Source organism: Streptomyces sp. NPDC012827, from assembly GCF_042900905.1.
Classification (GTDB): domain Bacteria; phylum Actinomycetota; class Actinomycetes; order Streptomycetales; family Streptomycetaceae; genus Streptomyces; species Streptomyces gulbargensis.
The window spans coordinates 155,703-180,854 of sequence record NZ_JBIBBY010000003.1 but is presented as its reverse complement, the minus strand read 5'-3'; the positions used below and the strand labels follow the sequence as shown (position 1 = coordinate 180,854).

General features: G+C 73.8%; 27 protein-coding genes. 22 read left to right on the top strand and 5 right to left on the bottom strand.

Translation table 11 applies throughout. The features are described 5' to 3' along the window. Nucleotides 1-55: 55 nt before the first annotated feature. Together ACFY60_RS07405 and hemW are read left to right on the top strand one after the other, a co-directional pair. A complete protein-coding gene (locus ACFY60_RS07405; protein ID WP_388608605.1) occupies nt 56-1,933 on the top strand; it encodes an AMP-dependent synthetase/ligase in 1,878 nt (625 codons plus the stop codon). A 37-nt stretch (nt 1,934-1,970) separates the two neighbouring features. Further along, nucleotides 1,971-3,212 (top strand): radical SAM family heme chaperone HemW, encoded by a 1,242-nt coding sequence (gene hemW / locus ACFY60_RS07400; RefSeq protein WP_388608602.1) that lies wholly within the window; start codon nt 1,971-1,973, stop codon nt 3,210-3,212. A gap of 86 nt (nt 3,213-3,298) precedes the next feature. Here the strand turns inward: hemW and ACFY60_RS07395 are convergent, their stop codons facing one another. Together ACFY60_RS07395 and ACFY60_RS07390 are read right to left on the bottom strand one after the other, a co-directional pair. Next, nucleotides 3,299-4,105 carry a DUF3097 domain-containing protein gene (locus ACFY60_RS07395; protein ID WP_345283334.1) on the bottom strand — a complete coding sequence of 269 codons (807 nt, stop codon included), beginning with the start codon at nt 4,103-4,105 and terminating at the stop codon, nt 3,299-3,301. Between the two features lie 10 nt (nt 4,106-4,115). Further along, nucleotides 4,116-4,853 carry an MBL fold metallo-hydrolase gene (locus tag ACFY60_RS07390; protein ID WP_388608600.1) on the bottom strand — a complete coding sequence of 246 codons (738 nt, stop codon included), beginning with the start codon at nt 4,851-4,853 and terminating at the stop codon, nt 4,116-4,118. 136 nt (nt 4,854-4,989) lie between these two features. On the opposite strand from ACFY60_RS07390, the gene hrcA reads away from it, so the two are divergent. From hrcA to ACFY60_RS07360, 6 genes are all read left to right on the top strand, one after another. Continuing rightward, nucleotides 4,990-6,009, top strand: coding sequence for a heat-inducible transcriptional repressor HrcA (gene hrcA, locus ACFY60_RS07385; protein WP_309049518.1), 1,020 nt, complete (start codon nt 4,990-4,992; stop codon nt 6,007-6,009). Then, nucleotides 6,010-7,146: a molecular chaperone DnaJ gene (dnaJ, locus tag ACFY60_RS07380; RefSeq protein ID WP_309049519.1), complete on the top strand. Its 1,137-nt coding sequence runs from the start codon at nt 6,010-6,012 to the stop codon at nt 7,144-7,146. A 154-nt stretch (nt 7,147-7,300) separates the two neighbouring features. Then, complete coding sequence (locus tag ACFY60_RS07375) at nt 7,301-8,395, top strand: nitronate monooxygenase (RefSeq protein ID WP_388608598.1); 1,095 nt, start codon at nt 7,301-7,303, stop codon at nt 8,393-8,395. After that, a complete protein-coding gene (locus ACFY60_RS07370) occupies nt 8,392-9,135 on the top strand; it encodes a 16S rRNA (uracil(1498)-N(3))-methyltransferase (RefSeq protein ID WP_309049521.1) in 744 nt (247 codons plus the stop codon). The genes ACFY60_RS07375 and ACFY60_RS07370 overlap by 4 nt, the downstream gene beginning before the upstream one ends. A gap of 77 nt (nt 9,136-9,212) precedes the next feature. Next, nucleotides 9,213-9,506 carry an ArsR/SmtB family transcription factor gene (locus tag ACFY60_RS07365; RefSeq protein ID WP_388608596.1) on the top strand — a complete coding sequence of 98 codons (294 nt, stop codon included), beginning with the start codon at nt 9,213-9,215 and terminating at the stop codon, nt 9,504-9,506. After that, complete coding sequence (locus ACFY60_RS07360) at nt 9,503-9,889, top strand: VOC family protein (protein ID WP_388608595.1); 387 nt, start codon at nt 9,503-9,505, stop codon at nt 9,887-9,889. The genes ACFY60_RS07365 and ACFY60_RS07360 overlap by 4 nt, the downstream gene beginning before the upstream one ends. A gap of 22 nt (nt 9,890-9,911) precedes the next feature. Here the strand turns inward: ACFY60_RS07360 and ACFY60_RS07355 are convergent, their stop codons facing one another. Then, nucleotides 9,912-10,268: a hypothetical protein gene (locus ACFY60_RS07355; RefSeq protein WP_388608593.1), complete on the bottom strand. Its 357-nt coding sequence runs from the start codon at nt 10,266-10,268 to the stop codon at nt 9,912-9,914. Between the two features lie 67 nt (nt 10,269-10,335). Between ACFY60_RS07355 and ACFY60_RS07350 the strand changes: the two genes are divergently transcribed. From ACFY60_RS07350 to ACFY60_RS07325, 6 genes are all read left to right on the top strand, one after another. After that, nucleotides 10,336-11,670, top strand: coding sequence for an ATP-binding protein (locus tag ACFY60_RS07350; protein WP_388608592.1), 1,335 nt, complete (start codon nt 10,336-10,338; stop codon nt 11,668-11,670). Beyond that, on the top strand, nt 11,667-12,788 hold the full coding sequence (locus ACFY60_RS07345; protein WP_388608590.1) for a tetratricopeptide repeat protein: 1,122 nt from the start codon (nt 11,667-11,669) through the stop codon (nt 12,786-12,788). Before ACFY60_RS07350 ends, ACFY60_RS07345 begins: the two co-directional genes overlap by 4 nt. Before the next feature lie 107 nt (nt 12,789-12,895). Next, nucleotides 12,896-13,255, top strand: a complete 360-nt coding sequence (locus tag ACFY60_RS07340; RefSeq protein ID WP_388608588.1) for a histidine triad nucleotide-binding protein — start codon at nt 12,896-12,898, stop codon at nt 13,253-13,255. 14 nt (nt 13,256-13,269) lie between these two features. Then, on the top strand, nt 13,270-14,172 hold the full coding sequence (locus ACFY60_RS07335; protein ID WP_388608586.1) for a ribonuclease Z: 903 nt from the start codon (nt 13,270-13,272) through the stop codon (nt 14,170-14,172). A gap of 8 nt (nt 14,173-14,180) precedes the next feature. Then, nucleotides 14,181-15,191, top strand: a complete 1,011-nt coding sequence (locus ACFY60_RS07330) for an adenosine deaminase (protein ID WP_388608584.1) — start codon at nt 14,181-14,183, stop codon at nt 15,189-15,191. A gap of 5 nt (nt 15,192-15,196) precedes the next feature. Next, complete coding sequence (locus tag ACFY60_RS07325; RefSeq protein ID WP_388608581.1) at nt 15,197-15,328, top strand: hypothetical protein; 132 nt, start codon at nt 15,197-15,199, stop codon at nt 15,326-15,328. A gap of 27 nt (nt 15,329-15,355) precedes the next feature. Here the strand turns inward: ACFY60_RS07325 and ACFY60_RS07320 are convergent, their stop codons facing one another. Next, nucleotides 15,356-16,696: an MFS transporter gene (locus ACFY60_RS07320; protein WP_388608580.1), complete on the bottom strand. Its 1,341-nt coding sequence runs from the start codon at nt 16,694-16,696 to the stop codon at nt 15,356-15,358. Between the two features lie 261 nt (nt 16,697-16,957). Here ACFY60_RS07320 and ACFY60_RS07315 point away from each other — a divergent pair, with 261 nt between their 5' ends. The 5 genes from ACFY60_RS07315 to ACFY60_RS07295 all read left to right on the top strand — a co-directional run bounded on the left by ACFY60_RS07315 (nt 16,958) and on the right by ACFY60_RS07295 (nt 21,400). Continuing rightward, the gene (locus ACFY60_RS07315; RefSeq protein ID WP_388608578.1) at nt 16,958-18,073 is read left to right on the top strand and encodes a carbohydrate kinase family protein; all 1,116 of its coding nucleotides are present in this window, start codon (nt 16,958-16,960) and stop codon (nt 18,071-18,073) included. 106 nt (nt 18,074-18,179) lie between these two features. Then, a complete protein-coding gene (locus ACFY60_RS07310; RefSeq protein WP_309049533.1) occupies nt 18,180-19,226 on the top strand; it encodes a PhoH family protein in 1,047 nt (348 codons plus the stop codon). Nucleotides 19,227-19,238: 12 nt separating this feature from the next. After that, entirely contained in the window at nt 19,239-19,742 is a 504-nt protein-coding gene (gene ybeY, locus ACFY60_RS07305; RefSeq protein ID WP_386332733.1) for an rRNA maturation RNase YbeY, read from the top strand. 12 nt (nt 19,743-19,754) lie between these two features. Continuing rightward, nucleotides 19,755-21,050 (top strand): hemolysin family protein, encoded by a 1,296-nt coding sequence (locus ACFY60_RS07300; RefSeq protein WP_388608575.1) that lies wholly within the window; start codon nt 19,755-19,757, stop codon nt 21,048-21,050. Next, on the top strand, nt 21,047-21,400 hold the full coding sequence (locus tag ACFY60_RS07295; protein ID WP_388608573.1) for an MmcQ/YjbR family DNA-binding protein: 354 nt from the start codon (nt 21,047-21,049) through the stop codon (nt 21,398-21,400). The genes ACFY60_RS07300 and ACFY60_RS07295 overlap by 4 nt, the downstream gene beginning before the upstream one ends. Nucleotides 21,401-21,435: 35 nt before the next feature. Here the strand turns inward: ACFY60_RS07295 and ACFY60_RS07290 are convergent, their stop codons facing one another. Next, nucleotides 21,436-22,866, bottom strand: a complete 1,431-nt coding sequence (locus ACFY60_RS07290; protein ID WP_388608571.1) for an MFS transporter — start codon at nt 22,864-22,866, stop codon at nt 21,436-21,438. 91 nt (nt 22,867-22,957) lie between these two features. Between ACFY60_RS07290 and ACFY60_RS07285 the strand changes: the two genes are divergently transcribed. From ACFY60_RS07285 to ACFY60_RS07275, 3 genes are all read left to right on the top strand, one after another. Further along, nucleotides 22,958-23,845 (top strand): helix-turn-helix transcriptional regulator, encoded by an 888-nt coding sequence (locus tag ACFY60_RS07285; RefSeq protein ID WP_388608570.1) that lies wholly within the window; start codon nt 22,958-22,960, stop codon nt 23,843-23,845. A 148-nt stretch (nt 23,846-23,993) separates the two neighbouring features. Then, nucleotides 23,994-24,707, top strand: a complete 714-nt coding sequence (locus tag ACFY60_RS07280; RefSeq protein ID WP_388608568.1) for a hypothetical protein — start codon at nt 23,994-23,996, stop codon at nt 24,705-24,707. A 27-nt stretch (nt 24,708-24,734) separates the two neighbouring features. Beyond that, nucleotides 24,735-25,097 carry a cytidine deaminase gene (locus ACFY60_RS07275; protein ID WP_388608566.1) on the top strand — a complete coding sequence of 121 codons (363 nt, stop codon included), beginning with the start codon at nt 24,735-24,737 and terminating at the stop codon, nt 25,095-25,097. Nucleotides 25,098-25,152 lie beyond the last annotated feature (55 nt).

Below are 25,152 nucleotides of genomic sequence, written 5' to 3'. Positions count from 1 at the left end.
ACTCGCCAGTTAGTTACGCACCACCCGTAGGCACCGCCGCCGCCCGGAGGACGTCGTGAGCGACACACAGACCCTGATCGAGAACCGGCCGCCGTCCGTGGCGACCCTCTTCCTTGAGCGCGTCGAGCGGACTCCCGACGCGGAGGCCTACCGCTATCCGGTGCCCGCCGCCTCCGGCCAGGGGCCCGACGACTGGAAGTCGCTCAGCTGGGGCCAGGCCGCCCAGCGGGTCTACGCCATCGCCGCCGGCCTCGTCGACCTCGGCGTGCAGCCCGAGGAGCGCGTGGCCCTCGCCTCGTCCACCCGCGTCGAGTGGATCCTCGCCGACCTCGGCGTCATGTGCGCGGGCGCGGCCACCACCACGGTCTACCCGCAGACCAACGCCGAGGAGTCGGCCTTCATCCTCTCCGACTCCGAGTCCAAGGTCCTCATCGCGGAGAACGCCGCGCAGCTCGCGAAGGCCGTCGAGCGCCGTGCCGACCTGCCCGGCCTGCACCACGTGGTCGTCGTCGACCCCGAGGGCGCGGACACCTCCGACGACTGGGTCCTCACCCTCGCCGAGCTCGAGGCGCGCGGCGCCGCCTACCTGGAGAAGCACCCCGAGGCGGTCAAGGAGCGGGTCGCCGCCATCACCCCCCGGCAGCTCGCCACCCTCATCTACACCTCCGGCACCACCGGCCGCCCCAAGGGCGTCCGCCTCCCGCACGACAACTGGTCGTACATGGCCAAGGCCATCGCGGCCACGGGCCTCGTCACCCAGGAGGACGTCCAGTACCTCTGGCTGCCGCTCGCCCACGTCTTCGGCAAGGTCCTCACCTCCGGGCAGATCGAGGTCGGCCACGTCACCGCCGTCGACGGCCGCGTCGACAAGATCATCGAGAATCTGCCGGTGGTCCAGCCGACCTACATGGCGGCCGTGCCCCGCATCTTCGAAAAGGTCTACAACGGGGTCGCCGCCAAGGCCCGGGCCGGTGGCGGCGCCAAGTACAAGATCTTCCAGTGGGCGGCGGAGGTGGCCCGCGAGTACGCCAAGGTCACCCAGGACAACTTCCGCCGCACCGGCACCGCCTCCGCGCCCTTCGGCCTCACCGCCAAGCACAAGGTCGCCGACGCGCTCGTCTACGCCAAGATCCGCGAGGCCTTCGGCGGCAACCTGCGCGCCTGCATCTCCGGCTCCGCCGCCCTCGCCCCCGAGATCGGCTACTTCTTCTCCGGCGCCGGCATCCACATCCTGGAGGGCTACGGCCTCACCGAGTCCTCCGCCGCCTCCTTCGTGAACCCGGGCGAGGCCTACCGCACCGGTACCGTCGGCAAGCCGCTGCCCGGCACCGAGGTCCGCATCGCCGACGACGGCGAGATCCTGCTGCGCGGCCCCGGGATCATGGAGGGCTACCACGGCCTGCCCGAGAAGACGGCCGAGGTCCTGGAGTCCGACGGCTGGTTCCACACCGGCGACATCGGCGAGCTCTCCGCCGACGGCTACCTCAAGATCACCGACCGCAAGAAGGACCTCATCAAGACCTCCGGCGGCAAGTACATCGCGCCGGCCGAGGTCGAGGGCCAGTTCAAGGCCGTCTGTCCGTTCGTCTCCAACATCCTCGTCCACGGCGCCGACCGGAACTTCTGCACCGCGCTCATCGCCCTCGACGAGCCCGCGATCCTCGGCTGGGCCGCCGAGCACGGCCTCGCGGGCAAGACGTACGCCGAGGTCGTCGCCGCCCCGCAGACCGAGAAGATGGTCCAGGGGTACGTCGACCGCCTCAACCAGAACCTCCAGCGCTGGCAGACGATCAAGAAGTTCCGCCTCCTGCCGCGTGACCTCGACATCGAGCACGGCGAGCTCACCCCGTCCCTGAAGCTCAAGCGCCCGGTCGTCGAGCGGGCCTACAAGGACCTCATCGAGGACATGTACGCCGGGTCGCGCGAGGCCTGATCCGCGCGGCGGCCGTTCACCCGGGCGGTACGGGACAATGGACCCCATGCCTTCCGTACTGCCCGATGGTGAGCCCATGCCCGAGGACGGGGCGCTGCCCGCACGCGCCCTGGAAGGGGCCGGGGAGCGTCCGCTCGGGTTCTATCTGCACGTGCCGTACTGCGCCACGCGGTGCGGTTACTGCGACTTCAACACCTACACCGCGAGCGAGCTGCGCGGCGAGGGCGGCGTGCTCGCCTCCCGCGACAACTACGCCGGACAGGTCGGCGAGGAGATCCGCCTCGCCCGGAAGGTGCTCGGCGACGACCCCCGGCCGGTCAGGACCGTCTTCGTCGGCGGTGGCACGCCCACGCTGCTCGCGGCCGGCGACCTCGTCCGGATGCTGGGCGTCGTCCGCGAGGAGTTCGGGCTCGCGGACGACGCCGAAATCACCACCGAGGCCAACCCGGAATCGGTGGACCCGGAGTACCTGGCCGAGCTGCGGGCCGGCGGCTTCAACCGCATCTCCTTCGGCATGCAGAGCGCCCGGCAGCACGTCCTGAAGGTCCTCGACCGCACGCACACCCCCGGCCGGCCCGAGGCGTGCGTCGCCGAGGCGCGGGCGGCCGGCTTCGAGCACGTCAACCTGGACCTGATCTACGGCACGCCGGGGGAGTCCGACGACGACTGGCGGGCCTCCCTGGAAGCGGCGATCGGCGCCGGCCCCGACCACGTCAGCGCCTACGCCCTCATCGTCGAGGAGGGCACGCAGCTCGCGCGCCGCATCCGGCGCGGCGAGGTGCCCATGACCGACGACGACGTGCACGCCGACCGCTACCTCATCGCCGAGGACGTGCTCTCCCGGGCCGGATACTCCTGGTACGAGGTCTCCAACTGGGCCACTTCCGACGCCGGGCGCTGCCTCCACAACGAGCTCTACTGGCGCGGCGCCGACTGGTGGGGCGCCGGGCCGGGCGCCCACTCGCACGTCGGCGGGGTGCGGTGGTGGAACGTGAAGCACCCCGGGGCGTACGCGGCGGCCCTGGGCGCCGGGAAGTCACCGGGCGCCGGGCGCGAGGTCCTGTCGGACGAGGACCGGCGCGTCGAGCGCGTCCTGCTGGAGCTGCGGCTCCGGGAGGGCTGCCCGCTGGACCTGCTGAAGCCCGCCGGCCTGGCCGCCTCGCGGAAGGCCCTCGCGGACGGACTCCTGGAGGACGGGGCGTACGGGGCGGGGCGGGCGGTGCTGACGCTGCGCGGGCGGCTCCTCGCGGACGCGGTGGTCCGGGACCTGGTGGACTGACGCGGCGCGCCCCGTTCGCGCGGGCCCGCGCCGGCCGGGCGCGTGCCCCTGCTCCGTGCGGGCGCGAGGCGCCCGCCGCCGCCCCGCTACGGCGCCGTCACGAAGTCGATCAGCTCCTCCACGCGGCCCAGGAGCGCCGGCTCCAGGTCCTTGTAGGAGTGGACCTTGGAGAGGATGTGGCGCCAGGCGGCGCCGGTGTTGTCGGCGGGCCAGCCGAGGGCGCGGCAGACGCCCGTCTTCCAGTCCTGGCCGCGCGGGACCGCCGGCCACGCGGGGATCCCGACCGAGGAGGGCTTCACGGCCTCCCAGACGTCGATGTACGGGTGGCCGACCACCAGCACGTGCGGCGAGGTCACCCGGGCCGCGATGCGGGCCTCCTTGGAGCCGGGCACGAGGTGGTCGACCAGTACGCCGAGGCGGGCGTCCGGGCCGGGCCCGAACGCGTCGACGATCTCCGGGAGGTCGTCGACGCCCTCCAGGTACTCCACCACGACGCCCTCGATCCGCAGGTCGTCGCCCCAGACCCGCTCGACCAGCTCGGCGTCGTGCCGGCCCTCCACGTAGATGCGGCCCGCGCGGGCCACCCGGGCCCGCGCGCCGGGGACCGCGATCGAGCCGGAGGCGGTGCGGGCGGGCCGGGACGGGGCGGCGGCCGGGGGCCTGACCAGGGTGACGGCCTTCCCCTCCAGGAGGAAGCCGCGCGGCTCCAGCGGGAAGACCCGGTGCTTGCCGAACCGGTCCTCCAGCGTGACCGTGCCGGCCTCGCAGCGGATCACCGCCCCGCAGAAGCCGGTCGTGACCTCCTCGACGACCAGGTCGCGTTCGGCCGGCACCTCGGGCACCGGGGCCTGCTTCTTCCACGGGGGCGTCAGATCCGGGTTGTAGCTGCGCATTGACCGGACGTTAGGCGACGGAGAAGCGCCGTGCCAGTTCCGCGCGCTGGCGTCGGACGAAGGCGGCGTCCACCACCGCCCCGTGCCCGGGCACGTACAGCGCGTCCTCGCCGCCGAGCGCGAGCAGCCGGTCCAGGGCGTCCGGCCAGCGGGAGGGGATCGCGTCCGGGCCGGCCTGCGGCTCGCCGGACTCCTCCACCAGGTCGCCGCAGAACACGGTCTCGCGCTCGCCCGGCACGAACAGGGCCAGGTCGTGGCCCGTGTGGCCGGGCCCCACGTTGGCCAGGAGCACCTGGCGCCCGCCCAGGTCGAGCGTCCACTCGCCGGACACCAGGTGCCCCGGGGCCACCAGGGCCCCGGCCGCCTCCTGAGCCGCCCGCGCGTCGAGACCGTGCCGTACCGCGTCCCCGCGCATCTCCCGCGCCGCCCGCTCGCCCGCCAGCAGGCGGTCCGAGCCGACGGCCCCGAAGACCTCGGCCCCGGGGAAGGCCGCCGTGCCGAGCACATGGTCGAAATGGGGATGACTGAGTGCGATGTGCGTCACGTCCCGGCCGCCCGTCAGCGCCCGCGCGTCGGCGCGCAGCGCCGCGCCCTCGGCGAGCGAGGCGCCCGTGTCGTACAGCAGCACGCCCAGCTCTCCCACCACCAGGCCCACCGTGGCGTCCCATCCCGGCAGCCGCCGCCGGCCCACACCGTCGGCGAGCCGCTCCCATCCCCGCGCCGTCCAGTCGATCTCCGAAGCGTCCATACCGAGACGCTAGCGGTTCGGCCTCCTTGCCAGGAGCGACCGGCCCGGCCGTACACTGGCCGGGGATTCCTGGCACTCGAACAGGGCGAGTGCCAAATGCGGAGCAACCGGAACGACCACAGCTGGAGGTGTGCGCATGCTCAGCGAACGCAGACTCGAGGTGCTCCGCGCCATCGTCCAGGACTATGTCGGCACGGAGGAGCCCGTCGGCTCCAAGGCGCTCACCGAACGCCACAAGCTCGGCGTCTCGCCCGCCACCGTGCGCAACGACATGGCGGTGCTGGAGGAGGAGGGCTACATCGCCCAGCCGCACACCAGCGCCGGGCGCATCCCCACCGACAAGGGCTACCGCCTCTTCGTCGACCGGCTGGCCGGCGTCAAACCGCTGTCCACCCCGGAGCGGCGCGCCATCCACAACTTCCTGGACGGCGCGGTCGACCTGGACGACGTCGTGGGCCGTACGGTGCGGCTGCTCGCGCAGCTCACCCGTCAGGTCGCCGTCGTCCAGTACCCCTCGCTGACCCGTTCGACCGTGCGGCACGTGGAACTGCTCTCGCTGGCCCCGGCCCGCCTGATGCTGGTCCTGATCACGGACACCGGCCGGGTCGAGCAGCGGGTGATCGACTGCCCCGCCCCCTTCGGCGAGACCTCCCTCGCCGACCTGCGGGCCCGGCTCAACAGCCGGGTCGTCGGCCGCCGGTTCGCCGACGTGCCGCAGCTGGTGCAGGACCTCCCCGAGTCCTTCGAGGAGTCGGAGGACCGGGCCACGGTCTCGACCGTGCTCGCCACCCTCCTCGAAACGCTCGTGGAGGAGCAGGAGGAGCGGCTGATGATCGGCGGCACCGCCAATCTCACCCGCTTCGGCCATGACTTCCCCCTGACGATCAGGCCCGTCCTGGAGGCGCTCGAGGAGCAGGTCGTGCTCCTCAAGCTGCTCGGCGAGGCCAAGGAATCGGGCATGACCGTACGTATCGGGCATGAGAACGCCCATGAAGGACTGAACTCCACGTCCGTCGTCTCGGTCGGCTACGGTTCGGGCGGCGAAGCAGTCGCCAAGCTCGGCGTGGTCGGACCGACCCGCATGGACTACCCCGGAACGATGGGAGCGGTACGCGCAGTGGCACGTTACGTCGGACAGATCCTGGCGGAGTCGTAAGTGGCCACGGACTATTACGCCGTACTCGGCGTGCGCCGAGACGCGTCCCAGGACGAGATCAAGAAGGCCTTCCGCCGCCTGGCCCGCGAGCTTCACCCGGACGTGAATCCGGACCCGAAGACGCAGGAGCGGTTCAAGGAGATCAACGCGGCCTACGAGGTCCTCTCGGATCCGCAGAAGAAGCAGGTCTACGACCTGGGCGGCGACCCGCTGTCCTCCTCCGGCGGAGGCGGCGCGGGCGGCTTCGGGGCCGGGGGCTTCGGCAACTTCTCCGACATCATGGACGCGTTCTTCGGCACGGCCTCGCAGCGCGGGCCGCGTTCGCGGACCCGTCGCGGCCAGGACGCCATGATCCGCCTGGAGATCGACCTCAACGAGGCGGCCTTCGGCACCACGAAGGACATCCAGGTCGACACGGCCGTCGTCTGCACCACCTGCTCGGGCGAGGGCGCGGCCCCCGGCACCTCCGCGCAGACCTGTGACATGTGCCGCGGCCGCGGTGAGGTCTCCCAGGTCACCCGGTCCTTCCTCGGCCAGGTCATGACCTCGCGGCCCTGCCCGCAGTGCCAGGGCTTCGGCACCGTCGTCCCGACCCCGTGCCCCGAGTGCGCGGGCGACGGCCGGGTCCGCTCCCGCCGCACGCTCACGGTCAAGATCCCGGCCGGTGTCGACAACGGCACCCGCATCCAGCTCGCGGGCGAGGGCGAGGTCGGCCCCGGCGGCGGCCCCGCCGGCGACCTGTACGTCGAGATCCACGAGACCCCGCACGAGACGTTCCAGCGGCGCGGGGACGACCTGCACTGCACGGTGACGATCCCGATGACGGCGGGTGCGCTCGGCACGAAGGTGCCGCTGCAGACCCTGGACGGGGTGGAGGAGGTCGACATCCGGCCCGGCACGCAGTCCGGCCAGTCGATCCCGCTGCACGGCCGGGGCGTCACGCACCTGCGCGGCAACGGGCGCGGCGACCTCATCGTCCACGTCGAGGTGCAGACGCCGAGCAAGCTCGACGCGGAGCAGGAGCGGCTGCTGCGGGAACTGGCGAAGCTGCGCGGCGAGGAGAGGCCGACCGGCCAGTTCCAGCCGGGCCAGCAGGGACTGTTCTCCCGGCTGAAGGACGCGTTCAACGGGCGCTGACCCGTACGGTCGAAGGGGCGGCGCGGTGCGCCGCCCCTTTCCCGTACGGTCCGGCGCACGGCGGCGGCGCGCGCCCGTCCGCGCGGCCGGGCGGCACCTCGCTGCCGCCTCGCCCTTTTCCGGTGGGGCGCCCGGGGCATGACACGATGCCCGTATGTCCACCACCGCACTGAACGATCTCTCCCGGGTCCCGATCGTGCAGGCCCCCATGGCGGGTGGCGCCTCCTGTCCCGAGCTCGTCGGGGCCGTCTGCGAAGCCGGGGCGCTCGGTTTCCTCGCCGGCGGCTACAAGACCGCCGGCGGGCTCTACCAGGAGATCAAACGGGTCCGCGCGCTGACCTCGCGGCCCTTCGGCGTGAACGTCTTCATGCCGCAGACCGGCCGGCCCGGTGACCCGGCCGCCGTCGGGCTCTACCGGCACCAGCTGGCCGGCGAGGCCACCTGGTACGACACGGCGCTCGGCGACGCCGACGACAGCGGCGACGACTTCTACGACGCCAAGCTGGCCATCCTCCTGGAGGACCCGGTCCCCGTCGTCTCCTTCACCTTCGGCTGCCCCGCGCCCGAGACGCTCCAGGCCTTCGCGCGGGCCGGTACGTACACGGTCGTCACCGTCACCTCCGCCGACGAGGCCCTCGCCGCCGAGCGCGCGGGCGCCGACGCCGTCTGCGTCCAGGGCGTCGAGGCGGGCGGCCACCAGGGCACGTACCGCGACGACCCGGCCGGCGAGGGCCCGTCCGGCACCGGGCTGCTCACCCTCCTCACCCTGGTCCGCGAGGCCGTCGGGCTGCCGATGATCGCCGCGGGCGGCATCATGCGCGGCGCGCAGATCGCGGCCGCCCTCGCCGCCGGCGCCGTCGCCGCGCAGCTCGGCACCGCCTTCCTCGTCTGCCCCGAGTCCGGCGCCCACCCGCTGCACAAGCGGGCCCTGACCGACCCGCTGTTCCACCGCACCGAACTCACCCGGGCCTTCTCGGGGCGCCCGGCGCGCGGGCTCGTGAACCGCTTCGTCCGCGAGCACGGGCCGTACGCCCCCGCCGCCTACCCCGAGGTCCACCACCTGACCGCCCCGCTGCGCAAGGCCGCCGCGACCGCGGGGGACGCCCAGGGCATGGCCCTGTGGGCCGGACAGGGCCACCGGCTCGCCCGCGAGCTGCCCGCCGGGGACCTGGTGGAGGTCCTCGCCGCCGAACTCGACACCGCACTCACCGGCCTCGCCGGCGCCCACGTTCCCAGGAGCTCCCCATGACAGCCCCCGTCTTCGTCGTCGACACCCTCCCCGACACCCGGCAGTTCGTCCTGGACGGGCCCGAGGGCCGGCACGCGGTCTCCGTGAAGCGGCTGCGCGCCGGGGAGGGCGTGGTCCTGACGGACGGGCGGGGCCGCTGGGCCGAGGGCCTGGTCCTCGCGGCGGAGGGCAAGGACCGGCTGACCGTGGAGCTCTCGCCGGTACGCGAGGACCCGGAGGAGGAGCCGCGCGTCACCGTCGTCCAGGCCCTGCCCAAGGGCGACCGGGGCGAGCTGGCCGTCGAGACCATGACCGAGACGGGGGTGGACGCGATCGTCCCCTGGGCCGCCTCCCGCTGCATCACCCAGTGGAAGGGCGACCGGGGCGAGAAGGCGCTCGGCAAGTGGCGTTCCACCGCGCGCGAGGCGGGCAAGCAGTCGCGCCGCACCCGCTTCCCCGAGGTGGCGGGACCGATGACCACCAAGCAGGTGGCCGCGCTCCTCGCCGGGGCCGACTTCGCGGGCGTCCTGCACGAGGACCGTGACCACCCGAGCGAGGCGCTCGCCACCGCCGAGCTGCCCGCGAAGGGGTCGATCGTGCTGGTCGTCGGCCCCGAGGGCGGGGTGTCCCCGGAGGAGCTGGCCGTCTTCGAGGCGGCGGGCGCCAAGCCGTACCGGCTGGGCCGCAGCGTGCTGCGCACCTCCACGGCGGGGACGGCGGCGACGGCCCTGGTGCTGGGCAGGACCGGCCGCTGGAGCTGACCACCGTCCGGGTGGGGGGCCTCGGCGGACCGCCCGCCGGCTTGTCATGCAAGTGAACACTTGCCTATGTTGAGGGTATGGCCGAAGACGTCTTCAAGGCACTGGCCGACCCCACCCGCCGGCGCATCCTCGACGAGCTGGCGGACCGGGACGGCCAGTCCCTGTTCGAGATATGCGCCCGGCTCTCGACCCGGCACGGCCTCGGCCTGTCCCGGCAGGCGATCAGCCAGCACCTCGCCGTCCTGGAAGCCGCGGACCTCATCCGCACCCGGCGCGAGGGCCGCTACAAGTTCCACGACCTGAACGCCGCACCGCTCGAGCGCATCGTGACCCCATGGCTCAGGCCCGACGCGCCGGAGGACACCCCATGAGGATCCACCTGACCAGTGTTTTCGTCGACGACCAGGACAAGGCCCTGCGCTTCTACACCGACGTCCTCGGCTTCGTGAAGAAGCATGAGGTGCCGCTCGGCGAGCACCGCTGGCTGACCGTCGTCTCGCCCGAGGACCCCGACGGCACCGAACTCGTCCTGGAGCCGGACGCCCACCCCGCCGCGAAGCCGTATCAGACGGCGCTCGCCAAGGACGGCATCCCGGTGACCTCCTTCGCCGTGGACGACGTACGGGCCGAGTTCGAGCGGCTGCGCGCGCTCGGCGTCCGCTTCACCCAGGACCCCACGGAGATGGGCCCGGTCACCACGGCCGTCCTCGACGACACCTGCGGCAACCTGATCCAGATCGCCCAGTACGCGTAACCGCGCGCGGGCCCCGGCCGCCTCAGCCCCTCCCGGCCCCCGTGAGGGCGTCGAACAGCGGCCAGCCGTCCACCTCCCGCGCCCCGTGCGCGACGGGCAGGAGACCGCGGGCGGCGGCCAGGTCCAGGAAGCGGCGCACCACGCCCGGTTCGTGGAGGTTGAGGTGACCGCCGTCCACGGCGGCCACCTCACCGGCGCCCATCGGGAACCCGGCCACGATCCGGCCGGGCCCGTCCCGGAAGACCAGCCGCAGCGCGCTGTGCCGGGCCTCCACCCGGCGCAGGGTCAGATACGTCCGGCAGTCCGGGTGCGTGTGCCCGACGTTCCACAGCCAGACCTGTCCGTCCACCGTCAGCCGGCGTACGCGTGCGCGTCCCATCCGCCGCAGCCTACGCGGGCGGAACCCGGTGGACGGGCTCCCGGGCGCCTTTTCTAGGCTGACCCGCATGGCCGACGAGTCCCCCCTGATCCGCAGTCTCCGCGCCGCCGTCGCCGGCGCGCCCGGTGACGTGCCCCTGCGCCTCCATTTCGCCGAACTCCTCCTCTCCGAGGGGCGGAACGACGAGGCCGTCGCGGAGGCGGCCGCGGCCCTTCAGCACGTGCCCGGCGACGCGGACGCCCGCGCCCTGATGATCCGGGCGATGGGCATGCCCCCGGCCCCGCCGGCACCTCCCGCACCCCCGGCCCCCGCGCCGCCCGCCCCCCAGGCCCCGGCCCCCGTACCGCCGCCGAACGAGCGGAGCGAGACGGAACCCCCCGCCCCCGCGACGCCCGAGGAGCCGCCCGCCTTCGACTGGGCCGCCGCCGAGCAGCAGGTCCAGGACCTGGTGGGCCCGCGCTTCCTGGAGGACCCGCAGGCCGCCGACGGCGACGGCACCGCCGGGGACGCCGCCGCCTGGGACGTCGACGCGCCCGGCGCCGTACGCCTCGCCGACGTCGGCGGCATGAGCGAGGTCAAGGAGCGCCTGGAGGCCGCCTTCCTCGCCCCCATGCGCAACCCCGAACTCCGCCGCCTCTACGGCAAGTCGCTCCGCGGCGGCCTCCTCCTCTACGGCCCGCCCGGCTGCGGAAAGACCTTCATCGCCCGCGCGGTCGCCGGCGAACTCGGCGCCAACTTCCTCACCGTCTCGCTCTCCGACGTCCTCGACATGTGGATCGGCGCCTCCGAGAAGAACATCCACGACATCTTCGAGACCGCCCGCCGCCAGGCGCCCTGCGTCGTCTTCCTCGACGAGCTCGACGCGCTCGGCGCCAAGCGCTCCCGCACCCACCACAGCGGCCTGCGCAACGTCGTCAACCAGCTCCTCACCGAGCTCGACGGCATCGCGAGCGGCGCCGGCAACGAGGGGGTCTTCGTGCTGGCCGCCACCAACGTGCCGTGGGACGTGGACATCGCGCTGCGCCGCCCCGGCCGCCTCGACCGCACGCTGCTGGTGCTGCCGCCGGACGCCGCCGCACGCGAGGCGATCCTCCGCTACCACCTGCGTGAACGCCCGATCGAATCCGTCGACCTCGGCAAACTCGTCAAGGTCACCGAGGACTTCTCCGGCGCCGACCTCGCCCACGTCTGCGAGACGGCCGCCGAGGCCGCGCTCCTCGACTCCGCCCGCACCGGCTCCGTACGGCTCATCACCACCAAGGACCTGCTGGCCGCCGCCAAGCAGCTCCGCCCGTCCACCGAACCGTGGTTCGCCGCGGCCAAGAACGTCGCCATGTTCGCCAACGAGGGCGGTCTCTACGACGACCTGCTCGCCTACCTCAAGCGGAAGCGCAAGCTGTGACCACGCCCGGCACCCCCCACGCCCCCGGCGCGCCCACCGCCCTCGACCGCGCCGAGGCGCTGTACGAGGCGGGGCGGTTCGCGCAGGCCGGCGCCCTCGCCGCCCAGCACCTCGCCTCCGACCCGGAGGACGCCGAGGCCCTCGTCCTGCTCGCCCGCTGCCACCACCGGGCCGAGGAGCACCCCGCCGCCCTGACCGCCGTCGACCGGGCGCTCGCCGCCCGGCCGGAGCTGCTCATGGGCTGGCTGATGCGGACCCAGATCCTGCTCGCCCTGCGGCGGTACGCGGAGGCCGAGGCCGCCGCCCAGCAGGCGGTGGCGCTGGCCCCGCAGTACTGGGGCAGCCACTACGCGCTCGGCACCGCGCTAGCCGAGACCGGCGAACGCACCCGTGACCGGGCCCGGCTCGCCACCGCCTACGAGGCGGCGCGGGCGGCGGTCACCCTCGCCCCCGAGGAGGACGCGGCCCATTTCCTGGTCGGCCTGACCGCCCAGCGCCGGGGCGACCACGCCACCGCGCAGCGCGCGTACGAGACGGCCCTGCGGCTCAACCCGCAGAGCAGCGAGGCGCACAACAACCTGTCCCTGCTGCGGCTGCGGCGCCGCTGGTTCCGGCGCGGGGCCTGGACGCAGGCCGCCGAGGGCTTCGTCGCCTCCGCCGCGCTCGACCTCCAGGACCGCAAGGCCCGCTACAACCTGGAGGCGATGGCCTGGAACACCGCCGCCGGCGCCCGCTGGGTCGCCCTCGCCGGCTTCGTCGCCGCCGCGATCGGTTCGGCCCCGCTCCGTACCGGCTCCACCGGCGCCGAGGCGGTCGTGCCCTTCCTCGTCGGCGCCGCCGTGCTCGCCGGCGCCTGGGGCGGCTGGTTCCTGTGGATGGCGCGCCGGGTGCCGCCCCGGCTGCGGCGCCCCCTGCTGCTCGTGGCCCGCGCCTGCCCGCCGGTCCTCGCCATGGCCGGGGCGGTGGGGCTGCTCGGCCTGTACTCGGTGCTCACCATGGCCCTGTGGACCTTCGACGCCGGGATCGTGGGGGCGCTCGGGACGCCGCTGTTCTGGGCCGTCGTCCTCACCTACTGGGTGAGCCGGGCGCGCCTGAACCGGCGCGCGCCCCGGGACTGACCGGCTCCCGCGCCCGTCCCCGGGCCGGACCGGCCGCGCACGCCCCGCGGGCCGGTGCCGGATAGCATGCCCGGGTACCGATCCACGACGGCGAGGAGGCCCGGGCCATGGCCGGAGAGCCGCAGAGCGACTGCCTGTTCTGCAAGATCGCGCAGGGGGAGGTGCCCGCGACGATCGTGCGCGAGACGGAGACCACCGTCGCCTTCCGCGACATCAACCCGCAGGCGCCCACGCACGTGCTCGTCATCCCGCGCCTCCACCACCCGGACGCCGCCTCGCTGGCCGCCGCCGCGCCCGGCGTCGCCGCCGACGTGCTGCGCGAGGCGGGCGAGGTCGCCGTCCAGGAGAAGATCCAGGACAGCGGCTACCGCATCGTCTTCAACACCGGCACCGGAGCGGGCCAGACCGTCTTCCACGCCCACGCGCACGTCCTCGGCGGACGCGGCCTCAACTGGCCCCCCGGATAGGCCGGGACAGCTCCGTGTCCGTACGCGAACTGGTCGTCCTCGGCACCGCCAGCCAGGTCCCCACCCGGCACCGCAACCACAACGGCTACGTGCTGCGCTGGGACGGCCAGGGCATCCTCTTCGACCCCGGTGAGGGCACCCAGCGGCAGATGCTGCGCGCCGGGGTCGCCGCCCACGACCTGCACCGGATCTGCGTCACGCACTTCCACGGCGACCACTCCCTCGGCCTCGCCGGCGTCATCCAGCGGATCAACCTCGACCAGGTCCCGCACCCCGTCACCGCCCACTACCCGGCGAGCGGGCAGCGCTTCTTCGACCGGCTGCGGTACGCCACCGCCTACCGCGAGACCGTCGACCTCACCGAGGCGCCGGTCACCGCCGACGGCCCGCTCGCCGTCACCGCCGACTTCACGCTCGAGGCCCGCCGGCTCTCCCACCCCGTGGAGTCCTACGGCTACCGGCTCGTCGAGCCCGACGGCCGCCGCCTGCTGCCCGAGAGGCTGGCCGCCCACGGCATCAAGGGACCCGACGTGGGCCGGCTCCAGCGCGAGGGCGTCCTCGGCGGGGTCACCCTCGACGCGGTGAGCGAGGTACGGCGCGGGCAGCGCTTCGCCTTCGTCATGGACACCCGGCTCTGCGACGGCGTCCACGCCCTCGCCGAAGGCGCCGACATGCTCGTCATCGAGTCCACGTTCCTCGACGAGGACGTCCGGCTCGCCACCGACCACGGTCACCTGACGGCCGGTCAGGCAGCCGCCGTCGCCCGGGACGCGGGCGTACGCCACCTCGTCCTCACCCACTTCTCGCAGCGCTACTCCGATCCCGCCGCCTGCGAACGGCAGGCGCGGGCAGCGGGGTTCGACGGCGAACTGAGCATTGCCCAGGACCTCACGCGGGTCCCCGTACCGAAGAGATAGAACCCCCCATGCCTGTACCCAAGGCCGAACTGCACCTCCACATCGAAGGGACCCTCGAACCGGAGCTCGCCTTCGCGCTCGCCGCCCGCAACGGCGTGACCCTGCCGTACGCGGACACCGAGGCGCTCCGCGAGGCCTACCGCTTCGAGGACCTCCAGTCCTTCCTGGACCTGTACTACGCCCTCATGGCGGTCCTGCGCACGGCCCGGGACTTCACCGACCTCGCCGACGCCTACCTGGAGCGGGCCGCCGCCCAGGGCGTGCGGCACGCCGAGATCTTCTTCGACCCGCAGGCCCACACCGCCCGGGGCGTGCCCTTCGGCACCGTCGTCGAGGGCCTGACCGCCTCGCTCGACCGGGCCGAGGAGCGGTACGGCGTCTCCACCCGCCTCATCATGTGCTTCCTGCGCGACGAGTCCGCCGAGTCCGCGATGGCCACCCTGGAGGAGGCGAAGCCGTACCTGGACCGGATCACCGGCATCGGCCTGGACTCGGCGGAGGCCGGCCACCCGCCGTCGAAGTTCCGCGCGGTGTACGAGGAGGCGGCCCGGCTCGGCCTGCGCCGCGTGGCCCACGCGGGCGAGGAGGGTCCGGCCGCCTACGTGGCGGAGGCCCTCGACGTCCTCGGCGTGGAACGCGTCGACCACGGGCTGCGCTGCATGGAGGACCCGGAGCTCGTCGCCCGGCTGGCGCGCGAGCGCGTCCCGCTCACCCTCTGCCCGCTGTCGAACGTACGGCTCCGCGTCATCGACACCCTCGCGGACCACCCGCTGCCCGCCATGATGGAGGCGGGCCTGCTGGTGACGGTGAACTCCGACGACCCCGCCTACTTCGGCGGCTACGCGGGCGACAACTACGACGGCGTGCGCGACGCCCTCGGCCTCACGGCGGACCAGCTGCGACAGCTCGCCCGCAACTCCTTCGAGGCGTCCTTCCTGGAGGACGACGAACCGCGCCGGGCGCGCTGCCTCGCCGAGGTGGAGGCCTACGCCTTCCCGGCCGGCGCACCGGGGGAGTGACGGGCATGGAACCGGTCTGGCGCGTCGTCCTGGTCCTCGGCGGCCTCACCTCGCTCAGCGTCCTGGCCTTCCTGGCCTCTCTCGCCGCCCCACGCCTCCGCCGCTCCCGGCCGCCGGCCACCCGGCGCGGGGTCTGAGGGCCGGGGTCGCCGTTCGGGCCCCGGCTACCCCCGGTCCGACGGCCGCGCGAGCCCGAAGGCCGACCGCGCGCGGCGGCGTGCCGGGACCCGGATCGGGGTGACGTCCTGTTCCGGGGCGCCCACCTGGGGGACCAGCGCCGTCGTCGCGGACGCCGAGCCCGCGAGGACGGCGGCGGGGGCGCCGCCGCGGCGCCGCACCGAGCCGGGGACGAGGGGACGGCCGGAGGCGTGCAGGGCCACCGCCGTCATCGGGCCCGCCACCGCGAGCAGCAGTCCGCACAGGACCGCGCCCATGCCCGGATAGCCGGCGGCCTCCGAGAGGAGGCTGCCGGTCACCGGGCCGCAGGCCACGCCCAGCGAGGACGCCGAGCCGACCAGGACCGCCCACCGGCCCCGCGGGTCCAGGGAGGCGGCCAGACCGAGCAGGTACGACAGGACCACCGGGTAGACCGCGTTCCACAGGATCTCGCCGGTCGCGAAGGCGGCCAGGTTCCCGGCCGCCGAGCTGAGCAGCACACAGCCCGCGATCAGGACCGTGCCCGCCCCGATCGGCACCGCCCGGCCCAGCCGCGCGCCGAGCGCCCCCGCCGCCGCGACCCCGGCGAGCCCCGCGCCGAGCGCCGCCGCGAAGACCGCGCCGACGGTGACCTCGGAGAGCCCGGCCTGGGTGAGCCCGATCCGGCCGCTCACCCCCCACAGCGCGTTCTGCGCCATCGACCAGCACAGGATGCCGCCGGCCAGGACGGCCCCGGCCCGCCGGTACGGCAGCGGCCCCGCCGCTCCCCCCGGGACGCCGCGCGACTCCGCCCGGGCGCCCGCCACCGGCCCCGGCAGCCGCCCCGTCACCGTCCACACCAGCGCCGCCGCGCCCGCCAGCGCGAGCAGCGGCAGCCGGTGGCCGCCGCCCAGGTGCGGCAGGGTGAGGTACAGGGCCCCGGCGGTGGCCGAGACGCTGAGCAGGCCCAGTGCCGACGCCCGGTGCGGATCCCGCTGCCCGGCGATCCCCGAGGCCGCGACCGCCGTCGCCGTACCCGAGCCGCAACCGCCGAGGACGGTGCCCGCGATCACCAGCGGCACCGCGCCGCTCACGGCGGCGGAGCCGTACCCGGCCACCATGGCGAGGAGGCCGGCGCGGGCCGCCCGGCGCGGCCCGATCCGGTCCACCCGGGCGGCGAGCGCGAAGCCCGCCGCGGCGGAGCCGAGAAGCAGGGCGGAACCGGCCAGACCCGCCTGCGACGGGCCGAGACCGAGCCCGGCGGAGAACCGGCCGACGACGGTCGGCAGCAGGTACGGGGCGAGATAACCGGCGGTGAAGAGGGCGACGAGGGCGACGAGGGCCCCCGGGTCGCGCGGCCGCGCAGACATGGGCGTTCCCGGAGACGAGCAGAAGGGAAAGGGAGGGAGGAGCGCCCGGTGGTGCACGCGGGTGCGCGGGACATGTGTATCAACCGCGGCCGGGCCCGGAGAAGGCGGTAGGCCCCGGCACGGCCTGTGATCCGCGCCACCTTCGGTTTGGACCCGGCGGGCCCGGGTAGCGGACCTGACTCACCCCGTGCCGTCCCCGCCCGCCCGGCGCGCCCGTCGGGCAGACTGAAACGAGTCCGCACCGCGACCGGGGAGCCTGCCGTGACCACCACCAGGGGAGAGCAGCCGCACCACGACACCGACGTCGACCCGTTGGTGTGCCTGCGGGAGCCCACCGACCCGGCCTGCGACGTCTTCCTGACCGGCACGGTCTTCCTGGACATCATCTTCACCGGCCTCGACAGCGCCCCCGTGCGCGGCACCGAGTCCTGGGCCCGGGGCATGGGTTCCAGCCCCGGCGGCGTCGCCAACATGGCCACCGCCCTCGCCCGCCTCGGCCTGCGCACCTCCCTCGCCGCCGCCTTCGGTGACGACCACTACGGCGAGTACTGCTGGGACGCCCTGGAGCAGGGCGAGGGCATCGACCTGTCGCTGTCCCGGACGGTCCCCGGCTGGCACTCCCCGGTGACCGTCTCGATGGCCTACGAGGGCGAGCGGACGATGGTCTCCCACGGCCACGAGGCCCCGCTGGACGACGCCGTGCCCGCCTCCCCGCCGTACGCCCGCGCCGCCGTCGCCTCCCTGGTCCCGGGCCGTCCCGAGGAATGGGTGGAGCGGGCGGCCCGCTCCGGGGCCAAGGTCTTCGCCGACGTCGGCTGGGACGACACCGGCCGCTGGGACCTGGCGGGCCTGACCGACCTGGAGCACTGCGAGGCCTTCCTGCCGAACGCCGAGGAGGCCATGCGCTACACCCGCACCGACTGCCCGCGGGCCGCCGCCCGCGCCCTCGCCGACAAGGTCCGCTACGCCGTCGTCACCCTCGGCGCCGAGGGCGCCTACGCCGTCGACGGCGCCACCGGCGAGACGGCCGAGGTGCCCGCGATCCAGGTCAGGGCGCTCGACCCGACCGGGGCCGGGGACGTCTTCGTCGCCGGGTTCGTCACCGGCACCCTCGCCGACTGGCCGCTCGCCGACCGGCTCGCCTTCGCGGGCCTGACCGCCGCCCTCTCGGTCCAGGAGTTCGGCGGCTCCCTGTCCGCCCCCACCTGGGGCGAGATCGCCGCCTGGTGGCAACACGTCCAGGGCCACGCCCGGCAGGACCCGGCCGCGCTGCGCGCCCGGTACGCCTTCCTTGAGCGGCTCCTGCCCGCGCCCGCCCGCCCGTGGCCGCTGCGCCGGGCGGTGCCGACCATCGGCTTCCGCGCGGCCGCTTCGTAAACCGCTTCGGGCTTGTCCCCGTCAAGTCGTAGGCTTGGTGACCGAGAGGTTGTCGAGCAGCGAGAACCCCGCAACGGGAGGTATGCGCAGGCCCCAGTGCCGGCCCATGACTCACACACCCACAGCCCACAACGGAGCGCCCCAGGACGGGGCGCCGGGACAGGCCCGTGCCCACTTCGCCGTCCCCGCCAAGCATCCGATGGTGACCGTCCTCGGCTCCGGCGACGCGCTGCTGCGCGTCATCGAGAAGGCCTTCCCCGGCGCGGACATCCACGTCCGGGGCAACCAGGTCAGCGCCGTCGGTGACGCGGCGGAAGTCGCCCTGATCCAGCGCCTGTTCGACGAGATGATGCTGGTGCTCCGCACCGGACAGCCGATGACGGAGGACGCAGTGGAACGCTCGATCGCCATGCTCAGGGCGAGCGGGAACGGCACGCCGGAGAGCGGCCAGGAGACCCCGGCCGAGGTGCTCACGCAGAACATCCTCTCCAGCCGAGGCCGGACCATCCGTCCCAAGACGCTGAACCAGAAGCGGTACGTCGACGCGATCGACCAGCACACGATCGTGTTCGGCATCGGCCCCGCCGGTACCGGCAAGACGTACCTCGCCATGGCCAAGGCGGTCCAGGCCCTGCAGTCCAAGCAGGTCACCCGGATCATCCTGACCCGCCCCGCCGTCGAGGCCGGCGAGCGCCTCGGCTTCCTGCCGGGCACGCTCTACGAGAAGATCGACCCCTACCTGCGCCCGCTCTACGACGCCCTGCACGACATGCTCGACCCGGACTCCATCCCCAAGCTGATGGCGAGCGGGACGATCGAGGTCGCGCCGCTGGCGTACATGCGCGGCCGCACGCTCAACGACGCGTTCATCATCCTGGACGAGGCGCAGAACACGAACCCCGAGCAGATGAAGATGTTCCTCACCCGCCTCGGCTTCGACTCGAAGATCGTCATCACCGGTGACGTGACCCAGATCGACCTGCCGAACGGGACCAAGAGCGGCCTGCGCCAGGTCCAGGACATCCTCGAAGGCCTCGACGACGTGCACTTCTCCCGCCTCACGTCGCACGATGTCGTCCGGCACCGGCTCGTCGGCCGTATCGTCGACGCGTACGAGCAGTACGACAGCCGTAACGGCCGCAACGGGAAGTAGAACGCAGAGCACATGGCGATCGACGTCAACAACGAGTCCGGCACCGAGGTCGACGAGCAGGCGATCCTCGACATCGCCCGCTACGCGCTCGCGCGCATGCGCATCCACCCGCTCTCCGAACTCTCGGTGATCGTGGTGGACGAGGCGGCGATGGAGCAGCTCCACATCCAGTGGATGGACCTGCCCGGGCCCACGGACGTCATGTCCTTCCCGATGGACGAGCTGCGTCCGCCGTCCCGGGACGACGACGCCGCCGAGCCCCCGCAGGGGCTCCTCGGCGACATCGTGCTCTGCCCCGAGGTGGCCAAGCGGCAGGGCGAGGAGGCCCCGACGCAGCACTCCATGGACGAGGAGCTCCAGCTGCTCACCGTCCACGGGGTGCTGCACCTCCTCGGCTACGACCACGAGGAGCCCGACGAGAAGGCCGAGATGTTCGGCCTCCAGGCGGCCATCGTGGACGGCTGGCGCGCGGAGAAGGGCCTGACCGGCCCCTCCCCGGCGCCGACCGTCTCCTGACCCCGCCGCAGCATGAGCACATCGCTGATCTTCGGTGCCGTCGCGCTGGTCGTCGTGGCCTGGCTGGCCGCGTGCGCGGAGGCCGGTCTCGCCCGCGTCTCCAGCTTCCGCGCCGCCGAGGCCCTGCGGTCCGGCCGGCGCGGGGCCGAGAAGCTGGCCCAGGTCGCCTCCGACCCCACCCGCTACCTCAACATGGCGCTGCTCGTCCGGGTCGCCTGCGAGACGGCGGCCGGCGTCCTCGTCACGTACGCCTGCCTGACGGAGTTCCCCGAGACCTGGGAGGCGCTGACCGTCGCCATCGCGGTGATGGTCCTCGTCAGCTACGTCGCCGTCGGGGTCTCCCCCCGGACCATCGGCCGCCAGCACCCGCTGAACACGGCGACGGCCGCCGCCTACGTGCTGCTGCCGCTCGCCCGCGTCATGGGGCCCGTGCCGCAGCTCCTCATCCTCATCGGCAACGCGCTGACCCCGGGCAAGGGCTTCCGCAAGGGCCCCTTCGCCTCCGAGGCCGAGCTGAGGGCCCTGGTCGACCTGGCCGAGCAGGAGTCGCTCATCGAGGACGAGGAGCGCCGCATGGTGCACTCCGTCTTCGAGCTCGGCGACACCCTGGTCCGCGAGGTGATGGTGCCGCGCACGGACCTGATCTGCATCGAGCGGTACAAGACCGTCCGGCAGGCCCTCACCCTCGCGCTGCGCTCGGGCTTCTCCCGCATACCGGTGACCGGCGAGAACGAGGACGACATCGTCGGCATCGTGTATCTGAAGGACCTGGTCCGCAAGACGCACATCAACCGGGACGCCGAGGCGGACCTGGTGTCGACGGCGATGCGTCCGGCGGCCTTCGTCCCCGACACCAAGAACGCGGGCGACCTGCTGCGCGAGATGCAGCAGGAGCGCAACCACGTCGCCGTCGTCATCGACGAGTACGGCGGCACCGCCGGCATCGTCACCATCGAGGACATCCTGGAGGAGATCGTCGGCGAGATCACCGACGAGTACGACCGGGAGCTGCCGCCCGTCCAGGAGCTCGACGCGGGGCGGTACCGGGTCACGGCCCGCCTCGACATCGGGGACCTGGGCGAGCTGTACGGCCTCGGCCCGGACGAGTACGACGACGAGGACGTGGAGACGGTCGGCGGACTGCTCGCCAAGGCGCTCGGCCGGGTGCCGATCGCCGGCGCGAAGGCGGTCGTGGACCTCCCGGACGGGCGGGCCCTGCGGCTCACCGCCGAGTCCCCGGCCGGCCGCCGCAACAAGATCGTCACCGTGCTCGTGGAGCCCGTGGAACCGGCGGAGGCCCCGGAGTGACCCCCGAGCGGCTGCGGGCCCTCTGCCTGGAGTTCAACGGTGCCTCCGAGGAGTTCCCCTTCGGCCCGGACGTCTCCGTCTTCAAGGTGGCGGGGAAGCTGTTCGCCCTGTCCTGGCTGGACGCCGAGCCGCTCCGGGTCAACCTCAAGTGCGATCCGGACGAGGCCGTACGGCTCCGGGCCGAGCACCCGGCGATCGCCCCCGGCTACCACATGAACAAGCGGCACTGGAACACCGTGACCGTGGGGGAGCTCCCGGAACGGATGGTCCGGGAGCTGGTCGAGGACTCGTACGACCTGGTGGTGGCCGGCCTGCCGAAGGCGGTACGGCTCCGGCTCGACCGGCCCTGACGGGCCCGGGGCGCGGGACCGTACCGCCGCTCGCGTCACGCCCGGCGGCGCAGCCCCACGGCCACCAGGACCGCCGTCGCGAGCACCAGGCCCGCGTCGAGGACGAGAACCGTGCGGACGCCGCCGAACAGGTCCGGGCCCGTCGTGGCGAGCACCCCGAGCAGCGGGATGCCGACGGTGAGGCCGACCTGCTGCGTCGTCGTCACCAGGCCCGTCACCAGCCCCTGCTCCCCGTCGGGGACGCCGGACGTGGCCGTGAGCCCGTACGCGATGATCGCCCCCAGGTGGCACATCGACGCCACCGAGACGGCGACCGTGGCGAGCACCGCCCCCGAGGTGGGGCCGACGCCGAGGAGGGCCGCCGTGCACAGGCCCTGCCCGGCGAGGCCGAGGACCAGGGTGCGGCGGGCGCCGAGGCGGCCGATCACCCGGGGCGCGAGCGTCCCCGCGAGGACCGACAGCGCGCCCTGCACGCCGAAGACCAGACCGGTGGCGAAGGACGACAGCCCCAGCGTCTCCTGGAGGTACAGGGTCAGGACGAAGACGACGGTCGACATCATCGAGAAGGTCACCAGACCGCCGAGGTTGCCGAAGGCGACCGTGCGCCGCCGCAGCATCGTCAGCGACACCAGCGGTGCCGCGTGCCGCGACTCGACCAGCACGAACGCCCCGAGCAGCACCACGCCCGCCACCAGCGTCAGCAGGACGTCGGCCCCGCCGAAGCCGCGTTCGGCCGCCGTGGACAGGGCGTAGATCAGCGCCAGCAGACCGCCGGTGACGGTCACCGCCCCCGGCACGTCGAGCCGGGGCCGCTCCGGCGTCCGGGACTCGGGCAGCAGGCCCGGCGCGAGCGGCAGCACGACCAGGGTGAACAGGGCGAGCAGGCCCATCGTGGAACGCCAGCCGAGGGTGTCGGTCATGACCCCGCCGAGGACCATGCCGCAGGTGAACCCCAGCGAGAGCAGGGTGCCGGAGATGCCCAGCGCCCGGTCGCGCTGCGGCCCCTCGGGGAAGGTGGTGGTCAGCAGCGACATGCCGGTGGGCACGATCGCCGCCGCGCCGAGCCCCTGGAGCGCGCGACCGGTGAGGAAGGACGCCGGGTTCCAGGCGAAGGTGGCCAGCAGCGAGGCCGCGCCGAAGACGGCGAGCCCGGCGAGGAACAGCTTCTTGCGCCCGTACAGGTCGCCGAGCCGCCCGGAGATCAGCAGGAAGCCGCCCGACGGCAGGGCGAACGCGGTCACCGCCCACTGGAGCGCCGAGTGGCCGAGGCCGAGGTCGGCGCCGAGCGCGGGCAGCGCGACGTTCAGGACGGAGAAGTCCAGCGCCACCATGAACTGGGCGGCGCACAGCACGAAGAGGATGAGCCGGGAGCGGCCGGTGAGGGCCGGGACCGGGGCGGGAGCGAAGGGCGCCCCGGGCGTTCCGGGCAGATCGGGGGTCTCGGGGGGAGAGGACAGGGTGGTCATGGCCCCAGCCTCGGCGCGGGCGGCCCGGCCTGGGGAGCGGGAACTTATCCTGTTGGTCGCACCACCAGGCAGCCAGGGGGAGGAAGCAGACGTGGCCACGGCTCTCGAGAGCACCACCGCCAAGGCGCACCGGCTCGCCGAACTGCGGGAGTTCCTCCGGAGCCGGCGGGCCCGGGTGAGCCCCGCCGAGGCCGGCCTGCCGGAGGGCGGCGCCCGGCGCCGCACCCCGGGCCTGCGCCGCGAGGAGGTCGCCGTCCTGGCCGGGGTCGGGGTGTCCTGGTACCAGTGGCTGGAGCAGGGACGGGACATCACCGTCTCCCCGCAGGTGCTCGACTCGGTGGCCCGGGTGCTGCGGCTCGGCCCGGCCGAGCGGCGCCATCTGTACGTCCTGGCGGGGCTCAACCCGCCGGCCGCCGAAGTGGACCCGGCGGCACGGGACATGTGCCAGGGCCTGCGGCGGCTGATCGATGCCTGGATGCCGTTCCCCGCGCACATCATGGACGCCTACTGGAACACCGTCCTGTACAACGAATCGGCCTCGATCGTGCTCGGCATGCGGCCCGAGATCGTCCAGAACTGCCTGATCTCCTTCTTCACCGACACCCTCCACCGGTCCCGCTCGGCCGACTGGGAGGAACTCGCGCCGAAGGTCGTCGCCCAGTTCCGGGCGGCCTGTTCCGAGCGCCCGGACGACGAGGGATTCCGCGCGGTGGTGGAGCAGGCCAAGGCCGCGAGCGAGGAGTTCACCCGGCTCTGGGAGCGGCAGGACGTCATGCCCGGCGGCCTCAACCGCAAGGTCCTCACCCATCCGCTGGTCGGCCCGCTCCACATGGAGGCCACGCAGCTGCGGGTGCCGGCCCGGCCCGATCTGGTGGTGGTGCTGCACACGCCGCTGCCCGAGGTGGACACGGCCGCCAAGCTGGAGTGGCTGGTCTCCCCGGAGGGCCGGCGCGGCGCGATGTACCCGGTCGCGGGCTGAGCCGCGACGCGGGCACCGGCCGGTCCCTGAGGGGGTGCGCGGTCCGGGGACGCCGGCGGGGCCGTATATCCTCCTCGCCGGTCGGGCTCCGCGTGCGGGCATCCCGGTCTTCCGCTCATCTCCCCACCCTCAAGAGGCAGTTCTCATCATGCGCACTCGCATCCGCCGCGGCCTGACCGTGGTCCTCGCCGTCTCGGCGCTCTCCCTGACCGCCGCCTGCGGCGGCTCCGCCGACGAGTCCGGCACGTCCGGCAAGGGTTCCGGCGGCAAGGCGGCGCCCTCCGCGGCTCCCGCCACCCCCCTGACCGCCGCTCAGATGAAGGCCGGCGCCCTCCAGCTCAAGGACCTGCCCGCGGGCTGGAAGGTCAGCAAGGCGGAGGACGACAAGACGGTCTACAAGGCCGACAAGCCGGAGTGCGCGCCCGTCGCGACCCTCCTGGCGGACGAGGTCGCCGGTGCCACCACGGGCGCCGACGTGGACTACGAGCGCGGCAACTCCGAGTCGCTGCTGAGCCAGCAGGTCATGACCTTCCCCGGCACCGGCGCCGCCGACTACGTCACCTCCCTCGGCACCGCGCTCGGCAGCTGCAAGGGCTTCACCGCCGAGATGGAGGGCGTGAAGATGAACATCGCCCTGGAGAAGCTCACCGCGCCGCAGGGCGCCGAGAAGGCGGAGGCCTTCCGGCTGAAGATGAACATCGCCTCCCTCGGCGTGGACCTGGAGTCCAACATGCTGGTCGCCTCGCAGGGCACCGGCCTGACCCGCTTCGCCCACGTGCCCGCCGACGCCTCCGGCCACAAGGACTTCGACGGCTTCGCCAAGCTGGCCGTCACCACCTTCGTCAAGGGCGCCACGAGCTGACCCCGTGCCCCGACCTATGCTCGGGGCATGACACTCAGCAAGGAGCACGGCGACCTCGGCGCCGAGGACCTGAAGATCATCACCCTCGCCCGCAGCGCCCGCGCCCGCAACGGCGTGGCCGAGGGTGCGGCGGTACGGGACGAGACCGGCCGCACGTACGTGGCGGGCACCGTCGAGCTGGAGTCGCTCAGGCTGAGCGCGCTGCAGACCGCCGTCGCGATGGCCGTCGCCAGCGGCGCCGAGTCGCTGGAGGCGGCGGCCGTCGTCTCGACCGCCGAGGCCGCCTCCGACGCGGACCGCGCGGCCGTCCGGGACCTCGGTGGCCCCGGGACCCCGGTGTTCCTCGCGGGTCCGGACGGACAGCTGCGCGCGGCGGTCACCGCCGGCTGAGCGGGACCGGGACGGGGGAGCGGCCGGGGCGGCGGTACGGCTCCGCGCGGGCCCT

Coding starts and splice junctions, on each gene's coding strand:
- hemW (WP_388608602.1), top strand. CDS start 1,971: ATGGACCCCATGCCTTCCGTACTGCCCGATGGTGAGCCCATGCCCGAG.
- ACFY60_RS07395 (WP_345283334.1), bottom strand. CDS start 4,105: ATGCGCAGCTACAACCCGGATCTGACGCCCCCGTGGAAGAAGCAGGCC.
- ACFY60_RS07390 (WP_388608600.1), bottom strand. CDS start 4,853: ATGGACGCTTCGGAGATCGACTGGACGGCGCGGGGATGGGAGCGGCTC.
- hrcA (WP_309049518.1), top strand. CDS start 4,990: ATGCTCAGCGAACGCAGACTCGAGGTGCTCCGCGCCATCGTCCAGGAC.
- ACFY60_RS07375 (WP_388608598.1), top strand. CDS start 7,301: ATGTCCACCACCGCACTGAACGATCTCTCCCGGGTCCCGATCGTGCAG.
- ACFY60_RS07370 (WP_309049521.1), top strand. CDS start 8,392: ATGACAGCCCCCGTCTTCGTCGTCGACACCCTCCCCGACACCCGGCAG.
- ACFY60_RS07365 (WP_388608596.1), top strand. CDS start 9,213: ATGGCCGAAGACGTCTTCAAGGCACTGGCCGACCCCACCCGCCGGCGC.
- ACFY60_RS07360 (WP_388608595.1), top strand. CDS start 9,503: ATGAGGATCCACCTGACCAGTGTTTTCGTCGACGACCAGGACAAGGCC.
- ACFY60_RS07355 (WP_388608593.1), bottom strand. CDS start 10,268: ATGGGACGCGCACGCGTACGCCGGCTGACGGTGGACGGACAGGTCTGG.
- ACFY60_RS07350 (WP_388608592.1), top strand. CDS start 10,336: ATGGCCGACGAGTCCCCCCTGATCCGCAGTCTCCGCGCCGCCGTCGCC.
- ACFY60_RS07340 (WP_388608588.1), top strand. CDS start 12,896: ATGGCCGGAGAGCCGCAGAGCGACTGCCTGTTCTGCAAGATCGCGCAG.
- ACFY60_RS07330 (WP_388608584.1), top strand. CDS start 14,181: ATGCCTGTACCCAAGGCCGAACTGCACCTCCACATCGAAGGGACCCTC.
- ACFY60_RS07325 (WP_388608581.1), top strand. CDS start 15,197: ATGGAACCGGTCTGGCGCGTCGTCCTGGTCCTCGGCGGCCTCACCTCG.
- ACFY60_RS07320 (WP_388608580.1), bottom strand. CDS start 16,696: ATGTCTGCGCGGCCGCGCGACCCGGGGGCCCTCGTCGCCCTCGTCGCC.
- ACFY60_RS07310 (WP_309049533.1), top strand. CDS start 18,180: ATGACTCACACACCCACAGCCCACAACGGAGCGCCCCAGGACGGGGCG.
- ybeY (WP_386332733.1), top strand. CDS start 19,239: ATGGCGATCGACGTCAACAACGAGTCCGGCACCGAGGTCGACGAGCAG.
- ACFY60_RS07300 (WP_388608575.1), top strand. CDS start 19,755: ATGAGCACATCGCTGATCTTCGGTGCCGTCGCGCTGGTCGTCGTGGCC.
- ACFY60_RS07290 (WP_388608571.1), bottom strand. CDS start 22,866: ATGACCACCCTGTCCTCTCCCCCCGAGACCCCCGATCTGCCCGGAACG.
- ACFY60_RS07280 (WP_388608568.1), top strand. CDS start 23,994: ATGCGCACTCGCATCCGCCGCGGCCTGACCGTGGTCCTCGCCGTCTCG.
- ACFY60_RS07275 (WP_388608566.1), top strand. CDS start 24,735: ATGACACTCAGCAAGGAGCACGGCGACCTCGGCGCCGAGGACCTGAAG.